Annotated in this window: 22 protein-coding genes and 3 pseudogenes; 2 read left to right on the top strand and 23 right to left on the bottom strand. The window is 65.4% G+C overall.

Features of this window, described 5'->3' with window-relative positions:
* Nucleotides 1-74 precede the first annotated feature (74 nt).
* The 16 genes and pseudogenes from CBI38_RS40765 to CBI38_RS32320 all read right to left on the bottom strand — a co-directional run.
* Nucleotides 75-291, bottom strand: a pseudogene (locus tag CBI38_RS40765) (hypothetical protein); the annotation flags it as partial.
* 526 nt (nucleotides 292-817) lie between these two features.
* Nucleotides 818-1,883, bottom strand: a pseudogene (locus CBI38_RS32390) (IS110 family RNA-guided transposase); the annotation flags it as partial.
* Between the two features lie 600 nt (nucleotides 1,884-2,483).
* Nucleotides 2,484-3,008 carry a hypothetical protein gene (locus CBI38_RS32385; RefSeq protein ID WP_109335644.1) on the bottom strand — a complete coding sequence of 175 codons (525 nt, stop codon included), beginning with the start codon at nucleotides 3,006-3,008 and terminating at the stop codon, nucleotides 2,484-2,486.
* A gap of 51 nt (nucleotides 3,009-3,059) precedes the next feature.
* The gene (locus tag CBI38_RS32380) at nucleotides 3,060-3,707 is read right to left on the bottom strand and encodes a hypothetical protein (protein ID WP_109335643.1); all 648 of its coding nucleotides are present in this window, start codon (nucleotides 3,705-3,707) and stop codon (nucleotides 3,060-3,062) included.
* On the bottom strand, nucleotides 3,708-4,409 hold the full coding sequence (locus CBI38_RS32375) for a hypothetical protein (RefSeq protein ID WP_109335642.1): 702 nt from the start codon (nucleotides 4,407-4,409) through the stop codon (nucleotides 3,708-3,710).
* Between the two features lie 52 nt (nucleotides 4,410-4,461).
* Nucleotides 4,462-4,995, bottom strand: coding sequence for a hypothetical protein (locus CBI38_RS32370; RefSeq protein ID WP_109335641.1), 534 nt, complete (start codon nucleotides 4,993-4,995; stop codon nucleotides 4,462-4,464).
* A gap of 11 nt (nucleotides 4,996-5,006) precedes the next feature.
* The gene (locus tag CBI38_RS32365) at nucleotides 5,007-5,660 is read right to left on the bottom strand and encodes a hypothetical protein (RefSeq protein ID WP_109335640.1); all 654 of its coding nucleotides are present in this window, start codon (nucleotides 5,658-5,660) and stop codon (nucleotides 5,007-5,009) included.
* A complete protein-coding gene (locus CBI38_RS32360) occupies nucleotides 5,657-6,109 on the bottom strand; it encodes a hypothetical protein (RefSeq protein ID WP_005568696.1) in 453 nt (150 codons plus the stop codon). Before CBI38_RS32360 ends, CBI38_RS32365 begins: the two co-directional genes overlap by 4 nt.
* A gap of 206 nt (nucleotides 6,110-6,315) precedes the next feature.
* On the bottom strand, nucleotides 6,316-6,501 hold the full coding sequence (locus CBI38_RS32355) for a hypothetical protein (protein ID WP_109335639.1): 186 nt from the start codon (nucleotides 6,499-6,501) through the stop codon (nucleotides 6,316-6,318).
* 110 nt (nucleotides 6,502-6,611) lie between these two features.
* Nucleotides 6,612-7,025, bottom strand: coding sequence for a hypothetical protein (locus CBI38_RS32350; protein ID WP_005568698.1), 414 nt, complete (start codon nucleotides 7,023-7,025; stop codon nucleotides 6,612-6,614).
* 156 nt (nucleotides 7,026-7,181) lie between these two features.
* Complete coding sequence (locus CBI38_RS32345; protein WP_162603343.1) at nucleotides 7,182-8,258, bottom strand: 2Fe-2S iron-sulfur cluster binding domain-containing protein; 1,077 nt, start codon at nucleotides 8,256-8,258, stop codon at nucleotides 7,182-7,184.
* Nucleotides 8,242-9,258 (bottom strand): aromatic/alkene monooxygenase hydroxylase subunit beta, encoded by a 1,017-nt coding sequence (locus CBI38_RS32340; protein ID WP_005568702.1) that lies wholly within the window; start codon nucleotides 9,256-9,258, stop codon nucleotides 8,242-8,244. Before CBI38_RS32340 ends, CBI38_RS32345 begins: the two co-directional genes overlap by 17 nt.
* A 1-nt stretch (nucleotide 9,259) precedes the next feature.
* A complete protein-coding gene (locus tag CBI38_RS32335) occupies nucleotides 9,260-9,568 on the bottom strand; it encodes an MmoB/DmpM family protein (RefSeq protein WP_005568703.1) in 309 nt (102 codons plus the stop codon).
* Nucleotides 9,569-9,579: 11 nt separating this feature from the next.
* Nucleotides 9,580-9,966, bottom strand: coding sequence for a Rieske 2Fe-2S domain-containing protein (locus CBI38_RS32330; protein WP_109335637.1), 387 nt, complete (start codon nucleotides 9,964-9,966; stop codon nucleotides 9,580-9,582).
* Nucleotides 9,966-10,211, bottom strand: coding sequence for a toluene-4-monooxygenase system B family protein (locus tag CBI38_RS32325; protein ID WP_005568706.1), 246 nt, complete (start codon nucleotides 10,209-10,211; stop codon nucleotides 9,966-9,968). The genes CBI38_RS32330 and CBI38_RS32325 overlap by 1 nt, the downstream gene beginning before the upstream one ends.
* Nucleotides 10,212-10,223: 12 nt before the next feature.
* A complete protein-coding gene (locus CBI38_RS32320; protein ID WP_043790658.1) occupies nucleotides 10,224-11,750 on the bottom strand; it encodes an aromatic/alkene/methane monooxygenase hydroxylase/oxygenase subunit alpha in 1,527 nt (508 codons plus the stop codon).
* A 1,163-nt stretch (nucleotides 11,751-12,913) separates the two neighbouring features.
* Between CBI38_RS32320 and CBI38_RS32310 the strand changes: the two are divergent.
* A pseudogene (locus CBI38_RS32310) lies at nucleotides 12,914-13,417 on the top strand (M20/M25/M40 family metallo-hydrolase); the annotation flags it as partial.
* A 268-nt stretch (nucleotides 13,418-13,685) separates the two neighbouring features.
* Here the strand turns inward: CBI38_RS32310 and CBI38_RS40760 are convergent.
* From CBI38_RS40760 to CBI38_RS40755, 3 genes are read right to left on the bottom strand one after another with little or no spacing between them, the layout of a single operon-like run.
* Entirely contained in the window at nucleotides 13,686-13,970 is a 285-nt protein-coding gene (locus CBI38_RS40760) for an SbtR family transcriptional regulator (RefSeq protein WP_418328367.1), read from the bottom strand.
* Entirely contained in the window at nucleotides 13,853-14,179 is a 327-nt protein-coding gene (locus CBI38_RS39605; protein ID WP_230990406.1) for a hypothetical protein, read from the bottom strand. The genes CBI38_RS40760 and CBI38_RS39605 overlap by 118 nt, the downstream gene beginning before the upstream one ends.
* Nucleotides 14,073-14,531: a hypothetical protein gene (locus CBI38_RS40755; protein ID WP_052024061.1), complete on the bottom strand. Its 459-nt coding sequence runs from the start codon at nucleotides 14,529-14,531 to the stop codon at nucleotides 14,073-14,075. Before CBI38_RS40755 ends, CBI38_RS39605 begins: the two co-directional genes overlap by 107 nt.
* 191 nt (nucleotides 14,532-14,722) lie before the next feature.
* On the opposite strand from CBI38_RS40755, the gene CBI38_RS40750 reads away from it, so the two are divergent.
* Nucleotides 14,723-15,157 (top strand): hypothetical protein, encoded by a 435-nt coding sequence (locus tag CBI38_RS40750; protein ID WP_418328366.1) that lies wholly within the window; start codon nucleotides 14,723-14,725, stop codon nucleotides 15,155-15,157.
* An 83-nt stretch (nucleotides 15,158-15,240) separates the two neighbouring features.
* Here the strand turns inward: CBI38_RS40750 and CBI38_RS32300 are convergent, their stop codons facing one another.
* The 4 genes from CBI38_RS32300 to CBI38_RS32285 all read right to left on the bottom strand — a co-directional run bounded on the left by CBI38_RS32300 (nucleotide 15,241) and on the right by CBI38_RS32285 (nucleotide 17,598).
* A complete protein-coding gene (locus tag CBI38_RS32300; RefSeq protein WP_109335636.1) occupies nucleotides 15,241-15,489 on the bottom strand; it encodes a hypothetical protein in 249 nt (82 codons plus the stop codon).
* A 183-nt stretch (nucleotides 15,490-15,672) separates the two neighbouring features.
* Complete coding sequence (locus tag CBI38_RS32295) at nucleotides 15,673-16,197, bottom strand: hypothetical protein (RefSeq protein WP_109335635.1); 525 nt, start codon at nucleotides 16,195-16,197, stop codon at nucleotides 15,673-15,675.
* 54 nt (nucleotides 16,198-16,251) lie between these two features.
* Entirely contained in the window at nucleotides 16,252-16,893 is a 642-nt protein-coding gene (locus CBI38_RS32290; protein WP_109335634.1) for a hypothetical protein, read from the bottom strand.
* On the bottom strand, nucleotides 16,894-17,598 hold the full coding sequence (locus CBI38_RS32285) for a hypothetical protein (protein WP_109335633.1): 705 nt from the start codon (nucleotides 17,596-17,598) through the stop codon (nucleotides 16,894-16,896).
* Between the last annotated feature and the right edge of the window lie 45 nt (nucleotides 17,599-17,643).

Genomic DNA, 17,643 nt, shown 5'->3' with positions numbered 1-17,643 from the left:
TCGTGGCCCGGTGGCCGGGTTGTCGAGATCAGGCAGCGTGTGGCGATTCGTAGTCGATGATGTTGTCCCAAAAAGCAGTCTCCCTGCCGGGTTCGCAGCACCCGAGGCCACCCGCGGAGAGGTGAGGGGCGACATGGGTGTCGATCAGCTCCGAAGGCCGGCCTGTTCGCCCAGTTCGAGGACCCGCACCAACCCGGCGGCCGACACGAGATTGCGTTCGTCGAACACCGCGGACCCCGCCGTGAACGTGTGCAATGATTGCCCTGAAAGGGCCTCTCCGTATGTGGACAATCGTGACGTCAGAATCTTGATTGTCTCACTACGAGAGGCGTTTTCGCTGTTCTCACGCCGACAATCCCACGTCGACGCCACGGATTCAGGCTGATATGTTGGGCGATTTGTCAAGTAGGCACGCCGGACTGGTCCTGAAACATTTAGCGGGACAGGGGAATGCCGTCCCCCGTAGTTTCCGCTGGGATGGGCGCCCGCAGCCGGAGGCCCACGCGGAGTGCTCGGGGCCTTGACCCCGGTGAGGAGCGGCATCACGCTTGGGCGGCGTCGGGGGAAGGGGGAGACCGTTGGTGGAGCGAGTCCGAGGTCAGCGTGTCGTTGCACGACGCGTGGTCAAAGCTGATATGCGCGGGTTGGTTACCGCAGGGCCATATGTTCGGCTGGAGCAGTGCGCCGATCTAAGGACGAGCGTGGCCGAGATCGCTTCGCGCGCTTCGGTTGCTCAATAGCCTGAGGGCGCGTTGTTCCTCGCGCTGCGGTTCCTCGCCTCGTGACCCCCAACGGTCAGTTCAGGGGTGCCGGTTCGGTCGGGCATCACCGCCAGCGACCAGCACCAGCCGGCCAGCTCCCGTGCAACGGCGACGTTGGCGATCACCGGCCGTTTCCTGCGGAGGTTCAGGTTGACCCAGCGGGTGTGCAGGCGCTGATTTCCGGCGTGTCCGCGAGCTCGTGCCGCCCGGGGCCTGGTCCCAGCGGCGCCGCAAGCCCACACCCGGGTGGTAGGTGGTCCGATGGTGCCAGGCGGCCTCGACCAGCAACCGCCGCACGTGCGTGTTGCCGGTCTTGGTGATCGCGCCTTGCGAGCGGCTCTGCCCGGAGGAGTGTTCGCTGGTACCAGCCCGAGGTAGGCGCCGATGCCGGCGCCGGTGAACCGCTGCCAGTCGCCGATCTCGACCGCGAGCGCGAAGCCGGTCAACGTCGCGATGCCGCGCAGACACCCCAGCCGCCGTGTCATGGCGGTGAATTCGCTGTCCGCGGCGAGCGCGATGATCTTCTCGTCCAACCGGGCGCGGCGGGACGGTGGCCAACACTACCGTCTCGTAGGCGTCGTCGAAGGCCGCCTGCGTCGGCGCCTGGTCGAACCTCTGTTGCCGCAGCCACCGATCGCGCAACTCGGTCCACGCCTTGCCGCCGGAATAAACGATCCCGTTCCGCAGCAACAACTTCGACACCCGATGCCGTGACCGCATCAGATCCTGCCGCGCGGCCTCACGGGCGCGGACGAGATCGCGGGCGGATTCCTCGGCCTGGGTCGGGACCCGGACCGGCACCACCTCGTCCAACCGCAGCAACCGAGCCAGGTGCAGAGCATCTCGCGCGTCGGTCTTGATTCGATCGCCGGCCGGGCGGTGCAGCTTCGACGACGCCGCCACCTCGCAGCGCCACCCCGTCGACCTCAGGGCGCGGGCCAAGCCGAAACCGGTCGGTCCGGACTCGTACACCACCGCGCACGGGCCCGGAAGTTTGCCGACCCACTCGAGCACGTCGGTGTGCGAGGGCGTCAACCGCGTCCTGAATACCTCGCCCGTCTGTCCGTCGATCGCCGCCGCGACGACCGAACGGGCATGCACATCCAACACGGGTATGCACATCCAACCCGACACTCGTACGTTCACAAACACCGGGGCCGCCTCACACCTGTCGGATAGGCCGAGCACGGAAAACATCGCTCGGTAACCCACGAGGTTGCGTGAGCGGGGTCCGTACCAACTACTCCGCTCCGCGAGTAGTCACTACATACGGTCTAAGAGCGAGCGCAGCATCGGCCTCGGCCCGGTCCGCCGGTGTGGGCGCGCCCTGCCGCCAGGCATAGAGGAGGATCGCTCGATCTGGACAACACCTTATGGGCGCCGCGGATCACCGCCGAGATCAACGACGGCGTTCCTTCTGGTTCGGGCCGTGCGCACCAGCCGACGTGATCGAGCATCAGTCGGACCGCCGGCTCACGAACTTCGGGAGGGAAACGCTTGGGCATGACGGACGCCCTTCCTCTTTAAGGAGCCTGCATCAAACTCGGTCCGGTTCAATCGATGTCGTTCTCCGTCGTACTCCGGATGGTTGATACATGAGGTGCTCCGCACGAGGTGCGGTCTCGTTTTCGTGCTTCTCCGACGAGCACGAGGGGCGCCCGACGTGCTCACCGTGCTGCTTGGGCAACCGGTGAGCACGGGGCCGGATGCCGGCTACTCGAGTTACTCCCCGATGACGGGAAGGATCAGCGCGATCCGCAGTTTCGAGTCGATTTCCTGGCCGAGGGCGAGGGCCTGATCCAACAGGGGACCCAGAGTCTGTACCTTGCCGTCGGCGTCGACGAGGGTGTGCACGATCTCTTCTGCGGGCACGGCGGCGGCGTTGGCCTGGTCCGTGGCTGCGGCGCCGGCGTCGATGATGCCGCCGAGGGGAGCGTCGGCGGACTTGAGGGCGTCACCGAGATTTGCCAGCTGGGTGCCGAGATCGCCCAGTGTGTGGTCGGCGCGGGTGAGGGAATCGAGGACTCCCACCACCTCGGGCAGACCCTGGTTGATGGCGGCGTTGGCGGGAGGAAGCTCTTTCGCACCCGCCAACGCGTCGTTGGTGGTCTTGTCCACCGTTTGCGCCTGTACTACACCGTCTTTGAAGATGTCGTTGGTGATGGCGAGGTCCCTTGTGACGATCAAGATGCCACACAGGAGCGCGATGGTGAAGGCTGCGGCAATTGCCCAGGAGAGCCGAAACATCGTCTGTGTTCTGCCTTTCACTCGTGTGCGGTCGGGTGGCCGCGGCGAGCGTTACGGGGTGGGAGTGGGTGCGACACCGAGGGCTGGGAGGTTGAGGGAGTTGACCGGAGGTCCGATGACTGCGAGCAGCGGACCCATCTCTTGGACGTGGCGTGCTTCTTCCTCCACGTTCGCCAGTGTTGCGGCGATGGCGGTGGCCTTCGGGCCGAGGGTGCTCAGAGTGCCTCCGACCGTCGTAAGGCCATCGTTGACGGCCTCGAGTTGGGTCGTCACCGTCCCGACGGCGGTAGAAAGTCCCGCAACGGTCGGGGCGGCCTGATTGGCACGACCGGTCACGTTCGCGACCAGATCCGGCAGGGGCCCCGCGATCGTGCTGACGTCGCCGGTCGAGGAGTTGAGCGTTTTCGCCTGCCCGGATAGTTCGCCGGCCTTGTCGGTGAGACCCTCGAGGTCGTCGGCCAGCGGGCCCAGGGTCTGGATGTCTCCGGAGAGCTGGGCGTGCTTGGGAACGAGGATGCCGGTGAGGGTGTCGAACTGTCCGGCCGAGTCGATGACTTCGAGGCTGAGCTGGGACGGCCGACCAAGAGGGTCGACGACGTCGTCGAGACCGGGAAGGAAGCCGTTGACCGCGCACAGCAGCACCGCCGGTGCCACGCCGAGGCCGAGGACGACCCCGAACCATGCCTTCTTGGTGATCATTCAGTTGCCTCCGGGTGCAGGAATGATGGCGTCTTGGGCGGGAATGAGCGCCAACTTTTTGGTCGTGCGGGTGAGCTCACCGTTGAGCTGGTTGACCAGGTCGATGGCCGTGGTGAGTTCGTTGTTGACAGCGGAGACCGTGGTGTTGGCGTCTGCGGAAATCTGGTGCAGGGACGCGGCCGATCCTTGCAGCATGGTGGCGACACCTTCGAGTTGCCCGGCGATCGCGGTGTCGCCCTGCCCGGCGGCGAGCAATGCCCGCGCGTCAGGCAGCAGCGCCGCGAGGTGGTCGACGTCGGCTGCGGTGGCCGTGTTGAGATCTGCCAGCACCCCGGCGAGTTCGTCGAGTTGTCTGCGCGCGGTCGCCGGTGCGGTCAGGTCAGCCCGCTGGGCGAAGTACTCGTTGGTGGTCCGGAAGTTGTCCACGATGGTGCGGGCACTGTCCTGAACGAGCTGGCCTTTGTGGATGGCCATGAGGACCAAGGCGAACAGGATCAGTGCCAGGACTGCGGCCAATCGGCCCATCCATTCGGTGGCCACGGTGAAGCCGTTGTCCGCTGCCATGGTCATCGGTACGTCTGGGCGTTGCGGTATCACGCCCTTGCGGTACGGAAGCGCTGATGCGGGAACATCGAAACGCTGGAATCGGGCCAGGTCGCGGCGTGGATATGCCTCGTCCGGCAGGTCGGTGCCCATCTTCATGTCACGTCCAGTCATCGATCGGTTGTCGGTTCACAGGGGAGGGGAAGGCCGATCAGCCGGGCAGCGGAAGCATCTGGTTGATTGTCTGCGCCGCAGCGACCGACCCTTGCAGGTCGCTGACCAGGCCCTGCACGACGGCCAGCAGCTGCTGGCCCTGATCGCCGAAGGCGCGGGCGGATTCCACTAGCGGCACCACGGTGTTCTGCACCTCGCCGAGGATGCCCTGAATGTTCGTCAACTGATCGTTGGTCAGTTGCGCCCCTTCGGTGTTACTGGCCAGCATCTGTGCGGCCGGGGAGATCGCCTCGTCCAGCTTGACCAGCAACGGGCCGAGGGCCGCAGTGGCGTCGAGCGCGGTCTGCGCGGTGTGGGTGAGCTCGGTCAGCTGCTGCAGCTGGTTGGTCAGCCGGTCGTTGACGTCGACAATCGCTGAGGAGGCGGTGATGCTGGTTTCGTTGGCCCGTTGCTGGTTGTCGAGTCGGGTGTTGAGGTTGAACACCACGAATGCGAGCAGGCCGAGCACGCCTACCGCGATGACCGACAGCACCAATCGGGCCGGACCGCCGCGGCGTCCGAAGAAAATCACGGGAACATCTCCTACTTTCCGGACAGATCGTTGGCGGATTCTTCCGCGGACAGGCGGGCGCTGTGGACCTTCGTGGCGGTCGATCGGGCGTCGTCGAGGATCGCGTCCAAGGTGGCCCGGTTGCCGGTAACGGCGGCAGTGGCGCCGTCGGCCGCCGGTTGCAGCGAATTGATGTGTGTGGTCAAGGTATCGAGGGACGCGACCAGGTCGGTCACGTTCGCCCCGGCCTGATTCAGGGTCGCCTGGACGTCGCCGCTGATCTGCCCGGTCAAGGTGTTCAGTTCCGCGGTCACCGTCGCGTCGGTGCTCAGCACACTGGCCAGCGAGGTCTTCATCTTCTCGAGCGAATCGAACGCGGCGAGAGTGACTTTCTCGTGCTCGACGATGTGGTCGAGCGCGGGGTTGTAGTTACCTGCCGAGACTACCGCCTGATCGAGCCGGTACGGCGTCGCCGTCAGATCGTAGATCCGCGGATACAGGTATAACGCGCCGATCGGGATCAATGCGAGCATGAGCAGCCCGCGGGCGATGTTAATCGTCGTCGACGCCCGCGGCGGATCCGGTTCGAATGCCTCGGGGTCACCGACATAGGGCAATTCGATGACATCGGTGCGATCGTCGAGGGCGTGAGTTGACGGGCGCCCTCGGCCCGAGAGCGCGGTCATGCGTCGACGACCGAGACCAACGCGATCGTGCGTAGCGCTGTCACGGTGTGGGTCAGCAGTCCCTTGACGACGAGCTTGTGCTTGAGGATTTCCCCGAGAACGGACATCCCGCGGCCGGTGAAGAATCCGACCGGCAGCAGACCGCCGGCCTTCATCGGCAGCTGGGAGACGTCGAGGATCTGATCGACGGTCGCCATCACCGTGACGGCGGGTTTGCCGACGATGTCGTTGTAGACGACGGCCTCGTCACTGCCGAAGATGATGGTGCAGGCGGTCTCGGTGTCGGTGCTGTAGATCGATACCGGCCGGGAGATGCGACGCGCGAACTTCACGCGGGAGGGGAAGTTCTCGAGATTCTGCCCGAGCAGCATCCCGACAATACCGGCGACGCCGTTGGCGTCCTCGCCGTCGTACATCGTGACGGCGTAGCCCTTCTCGACGGTTGTCATGGGTCAAGGCCTTTCCAAGCATGGTGTTCGTGAGGGTTCGGACCCGCGCGGGACTCGTTCCAGCGGAGGACATGAGTCCCGCGCGAGGGGGCCTAACTGACATGAAATGAAGTGGGCGGCAGTCGGTCAGATCACCGGTCGATGGCCGCCAATCCCGACCGGCTTCTCGTGCAGATTGCGGCTACTGCCGTGTGAGCTCGACGGTCTCATGATTGCTGGCGCAGGTCGTTGCGCTCGTCCCATGGTGTCGCCACCATCGAGACCCGTCGCGCGTTGGCCCGTGCGACAGCGATGTCTGTCAGGAACCGCCGAGCCATTGCCCGCGGCGTGGCGCGGGGGTGCATGATCAGACTGGCGCAGGCGATGACAGCGCCGATAGTGCGGGTTGACATGAGAAATCTCCTGGAGGAATCTCATAAACGGGCGCTGAAAGTGGACTCCTCCCCAGCCGAGGACACGATGCGAGGGGCTCGCCGGTGTGAAGGTCTGGGCGGAGGCCCGATTACACGTCCCAGTCGGTGGGGACCTGTCCCCAGGTGCGCAGGAATGCGTTGAGGGCGCCGGCGTTCTCGATCGCCGCGGACATCGGTCCCTTGGCGAACTTGATCAGGCCTTTCATCAGAAGCTTTCCGCCCTCTTCCTCACTGGCGGCCGCGGTCTGCCAGGTCGCGACGCTGCCGTTGATGACAAGCCACAGCTCGCTCTGGTCGAAGACACGCGGTGACCAGGAAACGACCTTGCCCTCCTTGAATTCGAGGTGGCTGACGACGTCGTCGGGGCCGGTCACGCCGAATTCCATCTTGTTGGTGAACGACGATGCGTCCTTGAATCCGGTGAGGACGTCCGGGTTCGAGTTGACAGCCTCGCGTGCGGCGTCACACCACTCCTGCGAGAAGAACTTCAGCTTGTCGGTCATGTAGTCTCATCTCCTTTTCTGTTCGCCAGCTCGTGCATCGAGCTGGTCCTGGTCTCGTTCGGTGGCGGGCCGCACCTGCGGCCGGACAGCCTGCCTCCCACGCCCTTACCGGTTGCCCGGCTGAACGGGTGGGTGAACCGGATACGCCCGGGTAGATCAACCGAACTTGTCCACGTGGATCCGGTCCAGGCCTGCGCCACACTCGCGGAGTACCGCCATCGTCGCGTCGACCATTGGCGGGGGCCCGGCCAGGTAGTAGCGGTGCGCCGGCGTGGCGATCTCACCCAGCGGGGTGGTCGCGAAGCCGCGACAGCCCTCCCATGTGTCATCGGCCTGCGCGACTACCGGCACGAGCTTTCCTTGGCGCAATTGCGCGACCACGGCCGCGAGTTCGTCCAAGCAGACCAGTTCCTCGGGCGTGTTGGCGCCGTACAGAACCGTGACTGGATGGGTACGCCGCTGCTCGGCCATGTGCCGGACCAGTGACAGCACCGGAGCCACGCCGGTACCGCCCGCGATCAGGATCGTGCTCGAATCGTCGTCGCGCAGCCACATGCCACCGAAGGGAATCGCGATCGGCACCGATACTCCGACCTTCAGCGCATGCAGGGCAGAGCTCCCCGGCCGGCCTTCGTAATGCTTGGCGACGAACGTGATTTCGTCCCCCGGCCCCGCGTCCATCGAGTAGCAGCGCCGCAGATCCGGGCCCAGCTCGAGGATCGCGTACTGCCCCGGACGGAAGTCGGCCGGTGCATCGAGCGCGAAGGTGAACGAGCAGATGCCAGGACCCAGCTCACGCTTGTCCACCAGCTGCGCGACGCGGTCGGTCGTCGGACGCTCCTCGAAGGGACCCAGCCGAGTGACCTTGAGCGTGACGTCGGTCGCGGTGGTGGTCTGACAGGTCAGCTTGCGGCGCCGTCGCTCGTCCCGGGGGTCAATGGCCGGGGCATCGGGGAAGAGCAGCTCGACCTCCCCGGATATCAGGGTCGCCTTGCACGTCCCGCATGAGCCCCAGCCGCACTCGAAGGGCAGCCAGACGCCCGCGCGGCGACCCGCGGCGAGGATGTTCTCGCCTGGCTGGACAACGAACGAATCACCCGACGGCTCGACGGTCACGCGGTAGTGCCCGGGAAGCTCGGCGGCGAACCGGGCACCGCGCGGCGACGCACCCGCCTGGGGGATCACCGGCGACCGCTGCGGTGACGGTGCCGCCGAGTCAGATGGCGGTGCCAACGATGAACTCATCGCGGGTCGCCCCAGCCCTCTTCACGACTGCCACCGGATCAAGCGGGACCGGGGCCTTGCCCAAGACTGGAGCCAGAGCGGCGACCGCCTCGTCGGCGACGGGCACCCACTTCGAGACCCAGCCCTCGAACACCTCGGACAGCGACGGGTCCCGCTCGAGCGCGTAGCTCGTCAGGGCCTGCGTCCAGTCCCGGCTGCGGGCCGAGTCGCGGGCGAACTCCGCGGCCAGCTCGGCGACGAAGCTGTCGCCGTTCTGTGCTGCGAGGTCGCTCAGACAGTCGTTGAAGAGCGTGTCCAGCGTGGGCTTGATGACCACGCACAGGGCCGTGAAGGCCTCGCCCCAGTCGTAGCTGATCAGAAGGGTCTCGAGTGCCTTGCGCAGCGGCTGCCAGGCGGGGTCGGACTGCCAGATCTCCCGACTCCGTGCGGACTCTGCGATGTGGTCACCGTGGGTGTTGGCGAGCGCCTTGGTCCAGTAGGCGATCCGCTGGATCCGCCGCATCTCGTCAGCGGCCTGGAAATGGGCACAGTTCGTGATGTAGGACGACGGGGCCATCTGGCCGACGTACAGGCTCACCATCTGTAGCACGTGGATCGGGAACCGCAGCGGAACGAAGACGTCCTCGAGGGTGGCGACCCACGCCGGGTCCAAGCCGGCGACAAGGCCACTGGTCTCCGATCGGTCCACCAGCGCGTCGACGTAGAGCTCGCGCTCGTGCTGCATCGCGACGTAGTCGCGGTAGGTGAGCTTGTAGGGGTCGCGGAACCCCTCCCAGTCGTCGACCTGGAGCGGCGAGCCCTCACGGTTATTCAGGTACCAGGTGTTGATCGGTGTCGTCGGGTCGAGCTCGAAGGGAGCCGGCTCGCGACGGAAGTGGTAGTGGAACTTGCCGGTGACGACCTCGTACGGCGTGGGCTTGCGCTTCACTTCGCCGAACTGGCTCCAGGTGCGCGGCTTGCGGCGGCTAGCAGGGGTGTTGGTGGTCATATCAGTTGGTCCTCTCCAGGTACCACTCGATGCTGTCGTCGGAGGTGAGGACGCGGCCCGAGAACGAGGCCAGCGCCTGCTCGAGCTGCGTTATCGGGTAGGTATAGCCCAGCTCGTCCTCCAGGGTGGCTCGCGTGAGCACGCACCGGCCGGGAGTGTGGATCCGGACGTAGCCGCCCTGGTCGTCGATGGTCACCGGCAGATCGGGGTTGTCCCGCTCGACGGCGGCCATCACGGCCTCGGCGAGGGCGGGGTCGAAGCCTCGAATTACCGGGCCGACCAGCTTGGCGGCACTGTGGGTGTTGGTCATAGGGTTGGCCTTCAGCTCTCGTAGGACTTGAGGTAGTGGGTTTGGCCGTCCTGCGGGATCCCGACGCGGATGACCCCGTCGTTCTCCTCGACCTGGTAGCGGTACAGCGTCGAGCCCTTCGGGTTGATGCCGTTGCCAGCCTGCATGTCGAACTCCCAGAGGTGGCCCGGGCAAGCGAGCACACAGGTGATCTCGTCCCACGTGCCGTCGGCCAGGAGCACCTCCTGGTGCGGACAGAGGCCCTGGAAGGCTGCGTACGTGCCGTCGAGGTGGTGCACGATGATGACCTGCTCACCCTCAACCTCGGCGTCGACGATGTCGCCCTCCCAGATGTCCTGCGCCTCGGGAACCTCGACCCACTTGATGTCGACGTCTGCGGCGACCTTCATCTCGGCCATCACACATACCCCACTTCCACGACGTCCATCGGGCCGAAGCCGGCGCTGGTCACGGTGGCGTCCGGCGCGACGGGGACAGATTTGTGGCGGACCTGCATCGGACGGTCCCGGGCGGGGACGCGATGTCCGACCGCGTGGTAGGCCACCTTCTCGGCGACCTGCGTCATGGTGTCCTGGTCGTCGACCGGGACCAGCATGAGGACGAAGTCACCGTCGAACATTCCCTGCAGTGGGAAAAGTGCCATTTTCCGTGTCCCTCACTTGTCCGTGCCGGCAAGGGTCTTGCCGGGAACATAGGCCTCAGCGGCCCATTCGTAGTTGGTCGCGTCTTGGCCGCACTCCTCGGGCGAGAGGCCCATGTAGGCGAGCGCACCGCCCAGGTCGGGCGGCTGGATCTCGCCGCCGAGGAACCGGTCGATCAGGCTGGTGTGCCCCTTGAACCGGTCCGGGGCCTCCTCGAAGATCCACCTGCAGGGCACCGAGCAGAAGTTGTACTGGCGTCCCTCGTGGATCAGCGTCTGCGGCAGCGGGCTGTCGAGTTTGCCCGCGTTGAATCCGGCCGGCGTGCAAATCGGGATGTGGCACATGTTGCAGACCATCGGCAGCGTCTCGGGCAGCGTCGCCTCCGGCTTGCCCGCCCGGATGTTGTCGCCCATGACGTCCCAGTGCCGTCCGAAGTTCTCGTTCCAGCCCGGGTACTTCTGCTCCAGATAGTCCCGCTCCTCCGGCGAAACGCCGGCGTCGGGGTTCCACCAGACCGTCGGCCGCCAGTTGTAGACCCCGAGGTGGTAGGCGTGGTGCAGCCAGTCGAGTTCCGGCAGGAAGTACTCGTCCCAGTACCACGGCTTCTCCAGGCCGAAGTCGCGGAACTGCTCCAGGAACTGCTTGACGATGAACTCGCTCATGAACTCCTTGAAGGAGTGGGCGCGGTGCTCCAATGGGGTGTAGTAGTCCATAGACAGTCCGGTCAGCAGCGCGAAGACCTTCCACGAGCGCCAGAACATATGGTCGACCAGCTTCTGGGCGACGTCCTTGTGGCCCTGCTCGATGAGTATCTTCACTGTCGGCTCGCCCTGTTGGGAGTGCCGCGCCTCGTCGGTTTGGATCGAGGAGATAAGCGAGCCGAAGTCCACGTCGCCGACTCTCATCGCGTCGGCTGCCATGCCCAGGAACTGCAGGTTGGTGAAGCCGGTCTCGAAGGTGAAGGTCAGCTGGATCGCGGTGGACACCGCGTCGTTGGCGGTGAACATGTCGTCGAACAGGCTGCGGGCGGCGAGCGCGCCCCACTCGTTAGTGTGGAGCGCCTTGTGGGCCCAGTCCGCTCGCGGCTCCTTCGCCAGCAGGCCGTACGGGAAGTACGTCTGGATCTGGCCGTGGCGGGTCTCGTCGAGCGTGCCGTACATCGCCATGTTGCGCCACGCGGCGGCACGGCCGAAGCGTCCCATACGGGACTCGCCGATGCCGGCGGAGTACTCGGGGACCGCGATGGCGCCGTAGTGGGCGAGGATCGCCGACTTCCAGCCCGGGTCGAGGGACTCGAAGATTTTGGAACGGCCGATGACCGCGTTGACGGCGTAGACCGAGGAGTCCTTGCCGAACTGATTGTGGACGTACTCGGTGTACGTCACCTTGTAGGGTTCGTCCCAGGTCCACCAGTCTTCGGCGGCGACGCCATAACTGTTGGAAAGCTCCTCGGGGAAGACGTCCTTTTCATCAACGTAGGTGAATGTCCAGTTCATGTCTCGCGTGAGGTCGTACCACTGCGACCGCTCTAGGCTAGGCACCTGATGACTCCTTCGGATGGGGGCCGACGCGCGCTGCGTGGGTCCCTGAAGTACAGCACCGGGTGATAGCCGTCACCATGCGGCTTTTCCATTCAACGGAAGTCAATTCCGTCGGCCATTGCCAGGCGCAGCAGCTGGCAGGTGTCGGCGTGCTTGAGCTCAGCGAGGTGCCGGAGCGGTGGTGCTCGGGTATCGGTGCGCGGTTCTGTGCTCTTGGCCTGCGGTGGTGGCACATCCCGTGGTGTAGCAGCGGTCGGTTCCTTGGTCCGGTACCTCACGCTCGGTGGCGGGCCGGTGCTCGGTCGCCGGGCGGGGAGGCTCATTTCGCGGCGTTGATTGAATTATGTATGCCGAAGCATTTGCTGTGAAACTGATTGTAGTGGTTGGCAATTCGTAGTTTTGTGCATGCCTATACAGGCTGTGTGTTGTTTATGCTTGATGCGGTTGAGGTTTCGCATTCTTGCGGCCCAGTCCGGGAGATCACGGAGGACGTCGTGGACCGGGAGATGGTGGCGCGGGCTTTGAGTCGTCGGATCGGTGGGTTCCGCCGTCACGGCTTGAGGTGGACGGCTACTCGGTGCTGGGGGTGACGGCATGAGTTGCCCTATGTCAAGCCGCCGGTTGTTGGTGGGTGATCAGTCGGTGGAGGGCGCCCTGTTTGTCCGGTTCGTAGGCCAGATTGTCCTGCCAGCAGTACCAGATAACGAACAGCTAGGCGCGGGCGAGGATGTGGACGGCATGGGGGTGGTCGTGTCCGCGGGCGACGGCTCGGCGGTAGAGGTCGGCCCCGCGACTTTCGCACGTCTTCGCCCACCGAAACATCGACGTGAGGAGCATGCACGAAAGCATTCGACCCGCTGCCGGTAGTGCTGTTGGGCACGGTGACCGCGGTGGGTTGGCGACGCGGAGTCGTGCGTGAGGTCGATGTGGGCAGGTTTCCGGCGGTCTTCGGCGGGAACACCCAGTCTGCGGCCTGCGCGCTGATCGCCAGTGGCACACTGTTGCTCGTCCAGTATTCCGGGTACCCGCAGGTAAGGCTGATCGTGGCCACGGCGGTCGGGCCGTGTTGTGCTTGCTCGCGCGCTGGCGCGGCTGGATACTGCCGGAACACATCGCCTGGCGACGACCGGACCGCTTCCGGTATCGCCGGTGGAGGGAGAGTGATGGTCACGATTTCGCGGAGCGCATCCGTGTTGGCGGGCCTCGGCGGCATCCGGGGCTGGCAGGAGGAGCTCTACCGGGACCTGCACCAGCATCCGGAACTCGCGCACCAGGAGCACCACCACACCGCCGGCATCGTCGCGGGGCGACTCCGCGCCGCCGGGTTCGCGGTGCACGAAGGGATCGGCGGCACCGGAGTGATCGGGGTACGTGCCAACGGGGACGGCTCGGCCGTGCTGTTGCGGGCGGACATGGACGCCCTGCCCATCCGGGAGGCGACCGGTCTGCTGTACGCCAGCACCGTAACCGTGGCCGATGCGGCCGGCGACGAGGTGCCGGTGATGCACGCCTGCGGCCACGATGTCCACGTCGCTTGCCTGCTCGGTGCCGCGCAGCTGCTCGCCGACGCCGCCGAGCACACCGATGTTGTCGGCGGCGCGATTGAGGGCAGTTCTACGGCCGTGTTCCGTCGATTGCACCGGTGGGCGAAGTCAGATTCCAGGATGCGAGCAACGGCCGCTGGTACCTCAACTGTCGCAGCGACGGTGGCGTCTTTTGATCTGGGTCAGCGGCCCGAGCCGATCCGGCGTGCACTGTCCAATCATGTCGAATGACAGCGTCGGACAAAGGGATGGACCATCACTGTGTCGACGACAGTCGAACTCCGATCGACCCCGTCGAACCGCGGGCAACGATGCCGCCGAGAGCCGAGGCTACGACAGTTGCGGCTCCTGTTCTTGAGAGGACGGCAGCACCGTGGGGCAACACACCTAGTCAATGCTGTTGCAGGCCGTCTAGAACCACGTCGAGTAGGTGTCGGGCCCTACCTTCCCATTCGTCGGGTTCGAGGCGTGTTAGATACCCGATGAGCAGGATGACGTCGCGTGCATCGACATCGGGGCAAATGATGCCGTCCGCCTGCCCGGCGGCGAGGAGCGTGTTTACAGCATCGCCGATCGGCCCCTGCCTGTGCTGGGACAAGTTCGCCAGATTCCCGCCTCGACCGCTTCGAACACCCCGCGCTTGATCTCGGCGTAGTCCACCACTCTGTCGAACCACAGCCGGCGGGAGTCGAGTGGATCATTGTCCGCGAGCAGTGCTGGCGCGGCCGCCACCAGAAGCTCGACATCACTGGAGTACACCGCTGCAAGTAGCTCGTCTCTATTCGCTGAGTCGACGACCAGCCGCAGCGCCCCGTCCAGGGAGGGGCGGAACGCCTCGTCCGGGAGGTAGCCGTGGTCGCGGACCTTGCCGAAGATCACCTCCACCCGGCGTTCGGTGCCCCCAGATCTTGGTGCGCAGGAACGCAATGTCGACGGTGTGCTCGGCACCGATCACCGCGAAGTGTTCGGCGAGCAGGGTCCGCATCAGTTCCCGGCGGCGTCCGTCGGTGTCCTCACCCTGGGCGCGTGTGACGGTGCGCTCGGTGTCGACGGATTCGAGGGTGACGGAGATGATCGGGTTGGCGCCGGCGGTGACGGACAGCTCCGGGATCTCCGCGGCCCACTGCTTGACCTTGTTGGTGATCTGCCCGAACTGATCGCCCGGGATGAGGCTGATGACGCTGCCGTGGTTGAGCGAGGCCAGACGGGAGGCGTCGATCTGGGCGAGGGCGGGCACTTTCGTGCCACCGCGGACATCAGCAGAGTCTTGGCGATACGGATGTCGGCCCAGAACCCGGCCGGGACGTCCTTGTCGGCGGTGGACTCGGGAACTCCGGCGTTGCGGAACAGCAGCGGCCGCAGCTTCTCTGTCCACAGTCTGCGGGCGGTCTTGAAGGTTTGCGCGGCAGCATCATTGATCGGGGTGGCGTGGGCGCTGTCGATGATGTAGTCGAACGCCTCACCGACCGGGATGACGTGGTCGATGGTCAGCCGGTCGGCGTTGTCCTCGAGCATCTGCTGCATGACCTTCAGCGCGGTGCGTTCGCGCTGCATCTGCCCAGACAGCGCCCGCAGGGTGGCGATCAGGGCCGGGGAGAACGGGTAGGTCAGCTTGAACGCGTCGGAATCGGAGCCGCGGTGCGCATCGTCGGTGTTGATGCCATCGAGCAGCACGTCCCACACCTTGGGGTTGCGGTCCAGGCGCGTGGACGCGGCCTCCAGCGCGGCGGCGGCGTCGGCATTGCAGGGCTGCAGCAGTCGCTTGTGGGCGATGTGTGGACGAAGTCTGCGCCGCGCACACCGCTTCCACTGGGTCCGGATGACGGTGGGTTCTGCGATGTGCCACCCCCGCGGCACGGATAAGGGGATGGGATCCGGTGCAGGCGCCTGGATGCTAGGGGAGTCGGATGACAGCGCCGCAGCGGCGCCGGAGAAGCGACGATAGATCACAGTCCGACGGCGTGGGCTCGTCTCTGATGGGCCGACGCCGTGAGTTTCTCCGTACAATACGCTCGGAGGTACTGCCTCGCCGGAAACTCCAGTTCCGTGACGAATCGCTGTTCCAGCAATGCCAGCACTCGCCGGTAGAACACTTCCGGCGTGAGCCCGAACTCGGTGAAGATGTCCTCGTCCCCACCTCCGAAGTTGCACCACCTCGTGGTGTAGTCGAGCAACGCCTTGTCGTATGAATCCATTGTCCTTCTCCGTCACAAACTCGGGTGCGATGGTGCGCAGTTGTTCGGCGCCGGCGGCGGCTGGTGGTCCGCCCGCAGCTCCCCTACAAGCGCGGGCGAGACCACCACTCGTGGTCACGTCGATCGCGCGCCACCGCACGAGCATGCGTGGGTTCGAGCAGCCTCCTATGAGGCTGTTGCTCCCTATTCCCCTACAACCGGAAACAGCAGTGAGATACGCAGTTTCGAGTCGATCGTCTGTCCGAGGGAGAGGGATTGGTCCAGCAGTGGCGCGAGGGCTTGGACCTTCGCGTCGGCGTCGGCGAGGGTGTGTACGATCTGCTCGGCGGGGACGGCGGCCGCGTTGGCCTGGTCTGTCGCGGACTGGCCGGCGTCGATGATGCCGCCGAGGGGGGCGTCCGCGGATTTCAAGGCGTCACCGAGCGCGTGCAGTTGGGTACCGAGTTCGCCGAGGGTGTGGTCGGCTCGGGTGAGGGAGTCGAGCACGCCCACGACATGCGGCAGTCCCTGGTTGATGGCCGCGTTGGCCGGCGGAAGCTCCTTCGCTCCGGTCAGTGCGTCGTTGGTGGTCTTGTCCACGGTTTTAGCTTGCATGACACCGTCTTTGAAGATGTCGTTGGTGATGCTCAGGTCGCGGGTGACGATCAGAATGCCGGACAAGAGTGCAATGGTGAATGCCAGGGCGATCGCCCAGGAGAGCCGAAACATCGTGTGTTCTGCCTTTCACTCGTTTCGTGGTCAGTGTCTGACCAGCGTCGAGCGTTACGGGGTGGTCGCGACGCCGAGGGGCGGGAGGTTCAGGGAGTTGACCGGGGGGCCGACGACCGCGAGGAGGGGGCCGAATTCCTGGACGTGCCGTGCCTCTTCCTGGACGTTCTCGAGGGTTGCGGCGATGGCGGTGGCTTTCGGTCCGAGGGCGCCGAGTGTGCCTTCGATCGTGGTGAGTCCCTGGTTGATGGCCTCGAGTTGGGTGGTTACTGACCCGACGGCCGTCGACAGTCCTGCGACCGTCGGGCTCGCTTGGTTGGCCCGGCCGGTCACGTTCGCGACGAGGTCGGGTAGCGGCGCAGCGATCGTGCTGACATCGCCTGTGGAGGCGTTGAGTGTCGTGGCTTGACCGGCCAGTTCCCCTGCCTTGTTGGTGAGGCCTTCCAGGTCGTTCGCCAGTGGATTCAGGGCCTGGATGTCCGAGGACAACTGAGCGTGCTTGGGCACGAGAATGGAGGTCAGGGTGTCGAACTGGTCGGCCGAATTGATGACCTCGAGACTCAGCTGGGACGGGCGGCCGAGCGGATCGACGACGTCGTCGGCTCCGGGAACGAATCCGTTGACTGCACAGAGCAGCACCGCCGGCGCCACACCCAGTGCGAGTACGACTCCGAGCCATGCCTTTTTGTTGATCATTCAGTTTCCTCCAGGTGCAGGAATGATGGCCCCCTGCTCGGGAACCAGCGCCAGTTTGTTCGTTGTTCGTGTCAGTTCCGCATTGAGTTGGTTGACGAGGTCGATCGCGGTGCTGAGCTGGTTGTTCACGTCGGAGACGGTGGTGTTTGCGTCCGCGGAAATTTGGTGCAGCGACGCGGCCGAGCCTTGCAGTGTGTTGGCGACCGTTTCGAGCTGCCCGGCAATCGCGGTGTCGCCCTGGCCGGCGGTAAGCAACGCGCGCGCGTCGGGCAGCAGCGCCGAGAGGTGATCGACGTCGGTTGCGGTGGCGGTGTTGAGCTGGGTGAGCACACCTGCCAGCTCGTCGAGTTGCTTGCGTGCGGTGGCCGGAGCAGTCAGGTCGGCACGTTGAGCGAAGTAGTCGTTGGTCAGCCGGAAGTTGTCCACGATGGTGCGGGCGCTGTCCTGCACGAGTTGGCCCTTATGGATGGCGCCCAGCACTAACGCGAACAGGACGAGGGCCACCGCCGCAGCAAGGCGGCCCATCCATTCGGTGACTACGGCGAACCCGGTGGAGCCGGGTGCCGCACTAACCGGTATGTCCGATCGGTGGGGCAGTACGCCTTTGCGGTATGGCAGCGCCGATGCGGGAACATCGAATCGCTGAAGGCCGGCCAGACCGCGGCGTGGGTACGCCTCTGGCGGTAAGTCGGTGCCCTGCTGCATGTCACGTCCAGTCGAGAGTAGGTACAGATCGGTCGGGTAGGAGAT

Source organism: Rhodococcus oxybenzonivorans (assembly GCF_003130705.1).
Lineage (GTDB): Bacteria > Actinomycetota > Actinomycetes > Mycobacteriales > Mycobacteriaceae > Rhodococcus_F > Rhodococcus_F oxybenzonivorans.
This window is presented reverse-complemented; position numbering and strand designations above follow the sequence as displayed.

Excerpts from the sequence above, each read along its gene's own strand:
- CBI38_RS32295 (WP_109335635.1), bottom strand. The coding sequence starts at position 16,197 with ATGTTTCGGCTCTCCTGGGCGATCGCCCTGGCATTCACCATTGCACTC.
- CBI38_RS32385 (WP_109335644.1), bottom strand. The coding sequence starts at position 3,008 with ATGTTTCGGCTCTCCTGGGCAATTGCCGCAGCCTTCACCATCGCGCTC.
- CBI38_RS32330 (WP_109335637.1), bottom strand. The coding sequence starts at position 9,966 with ATGGCCGAGATGAAGGTCGCCGCAGACGTCGACATCAAGTGGGTCGAG.
- CBI38_RS32300 (WP_109335636.1), bottom strand. The coding sequence starts at position 15,489 with ATGGATTCATACGACAAGGCGTTGCTCGACTACACCACGAGGTGGTGC.
- CBI38_RS32380 (WP_109335643.1), bottom strand. The coding sequence starts at position 3,707 with ATGATCACCAAGAAGGCATGGTTCGGGGTCGTCCTCGGCCTCGGCGTG.
- CBI38_RS32290 (WP_109335634.1), bottom strand. The coding sequence starts at position 16,893 with ATGATCAACAAAAAGGCATGGCTCGGAGTCGTACTCGCACTGGGTGTG.
- CBI38_RS32365 (WP_109335640.1), bottom strand. The coding sequence starts at position 5,660 with ATGACCGCGCTCTCGGGCCGAGGGCGCCCGTCAACTCACGCCCTCGAC.
- CBI38_RS32325 (WP_005568706.1), bottom strand. The coding sequence starts at position 10,211 with ATGGCACTTTTCCCACTGCAGGGAATGTTCGACGGTGACTTCGTCCTC.
- CBI38_RS32340 (WP_005568702.1), bottom strand. The coding sequence starts at position 9,258 with ATGACCACCAACACCCCTGCTAGCCGCCGCAAGCCGCGCACCTGGAGC.
- CBI38_RS32350 (WP_005568698.1), bottom strand. The coding sequence starts at position 7,025 with ATGACCGACAAGCTGAAGTTCTTCTCGCAGGAGTGGTGTGACGCCGCA.
- CBI38_RS32355 (WP_109335639.1), bottom strand. The coding sequence starts at position 6,501 with ATGTCAACCCGCACTATCGGCGCTGTCATCGCCTGCGCCAGTCTGATC.
- CBI38_RS32375 (WP_109335642.1), bottom strand. The coding sequence starts at position 4,409 with ATGAAGATGGGCACCGACCTGCCGGACGAGGCATATCCACGCCGCGAC.
- CBI38_RS32335 (WP_005568703.1), bottom strand. The coding sequence starts at position 9,568 with ATGACCAACACCCACAGTGCCGCCAAGCTGGTCGGCCCGGTAATTCGA.
- CBI38_RS32360 (WP_005568696.1), bottom strand. The coding sequence starts at position 6,109 with ATGACAACCGTCGAGAAGGGCTACGCCGTCACGATGTACGACGGCGAG.
- CBI38_RS32285 (WP_109335633.1), bottom strand. The coding sequence starts at position 17,598 with ATGCAGCAGGGCACCGACTTACCGCCAGAGGCGTACCCACGCCGCGGT.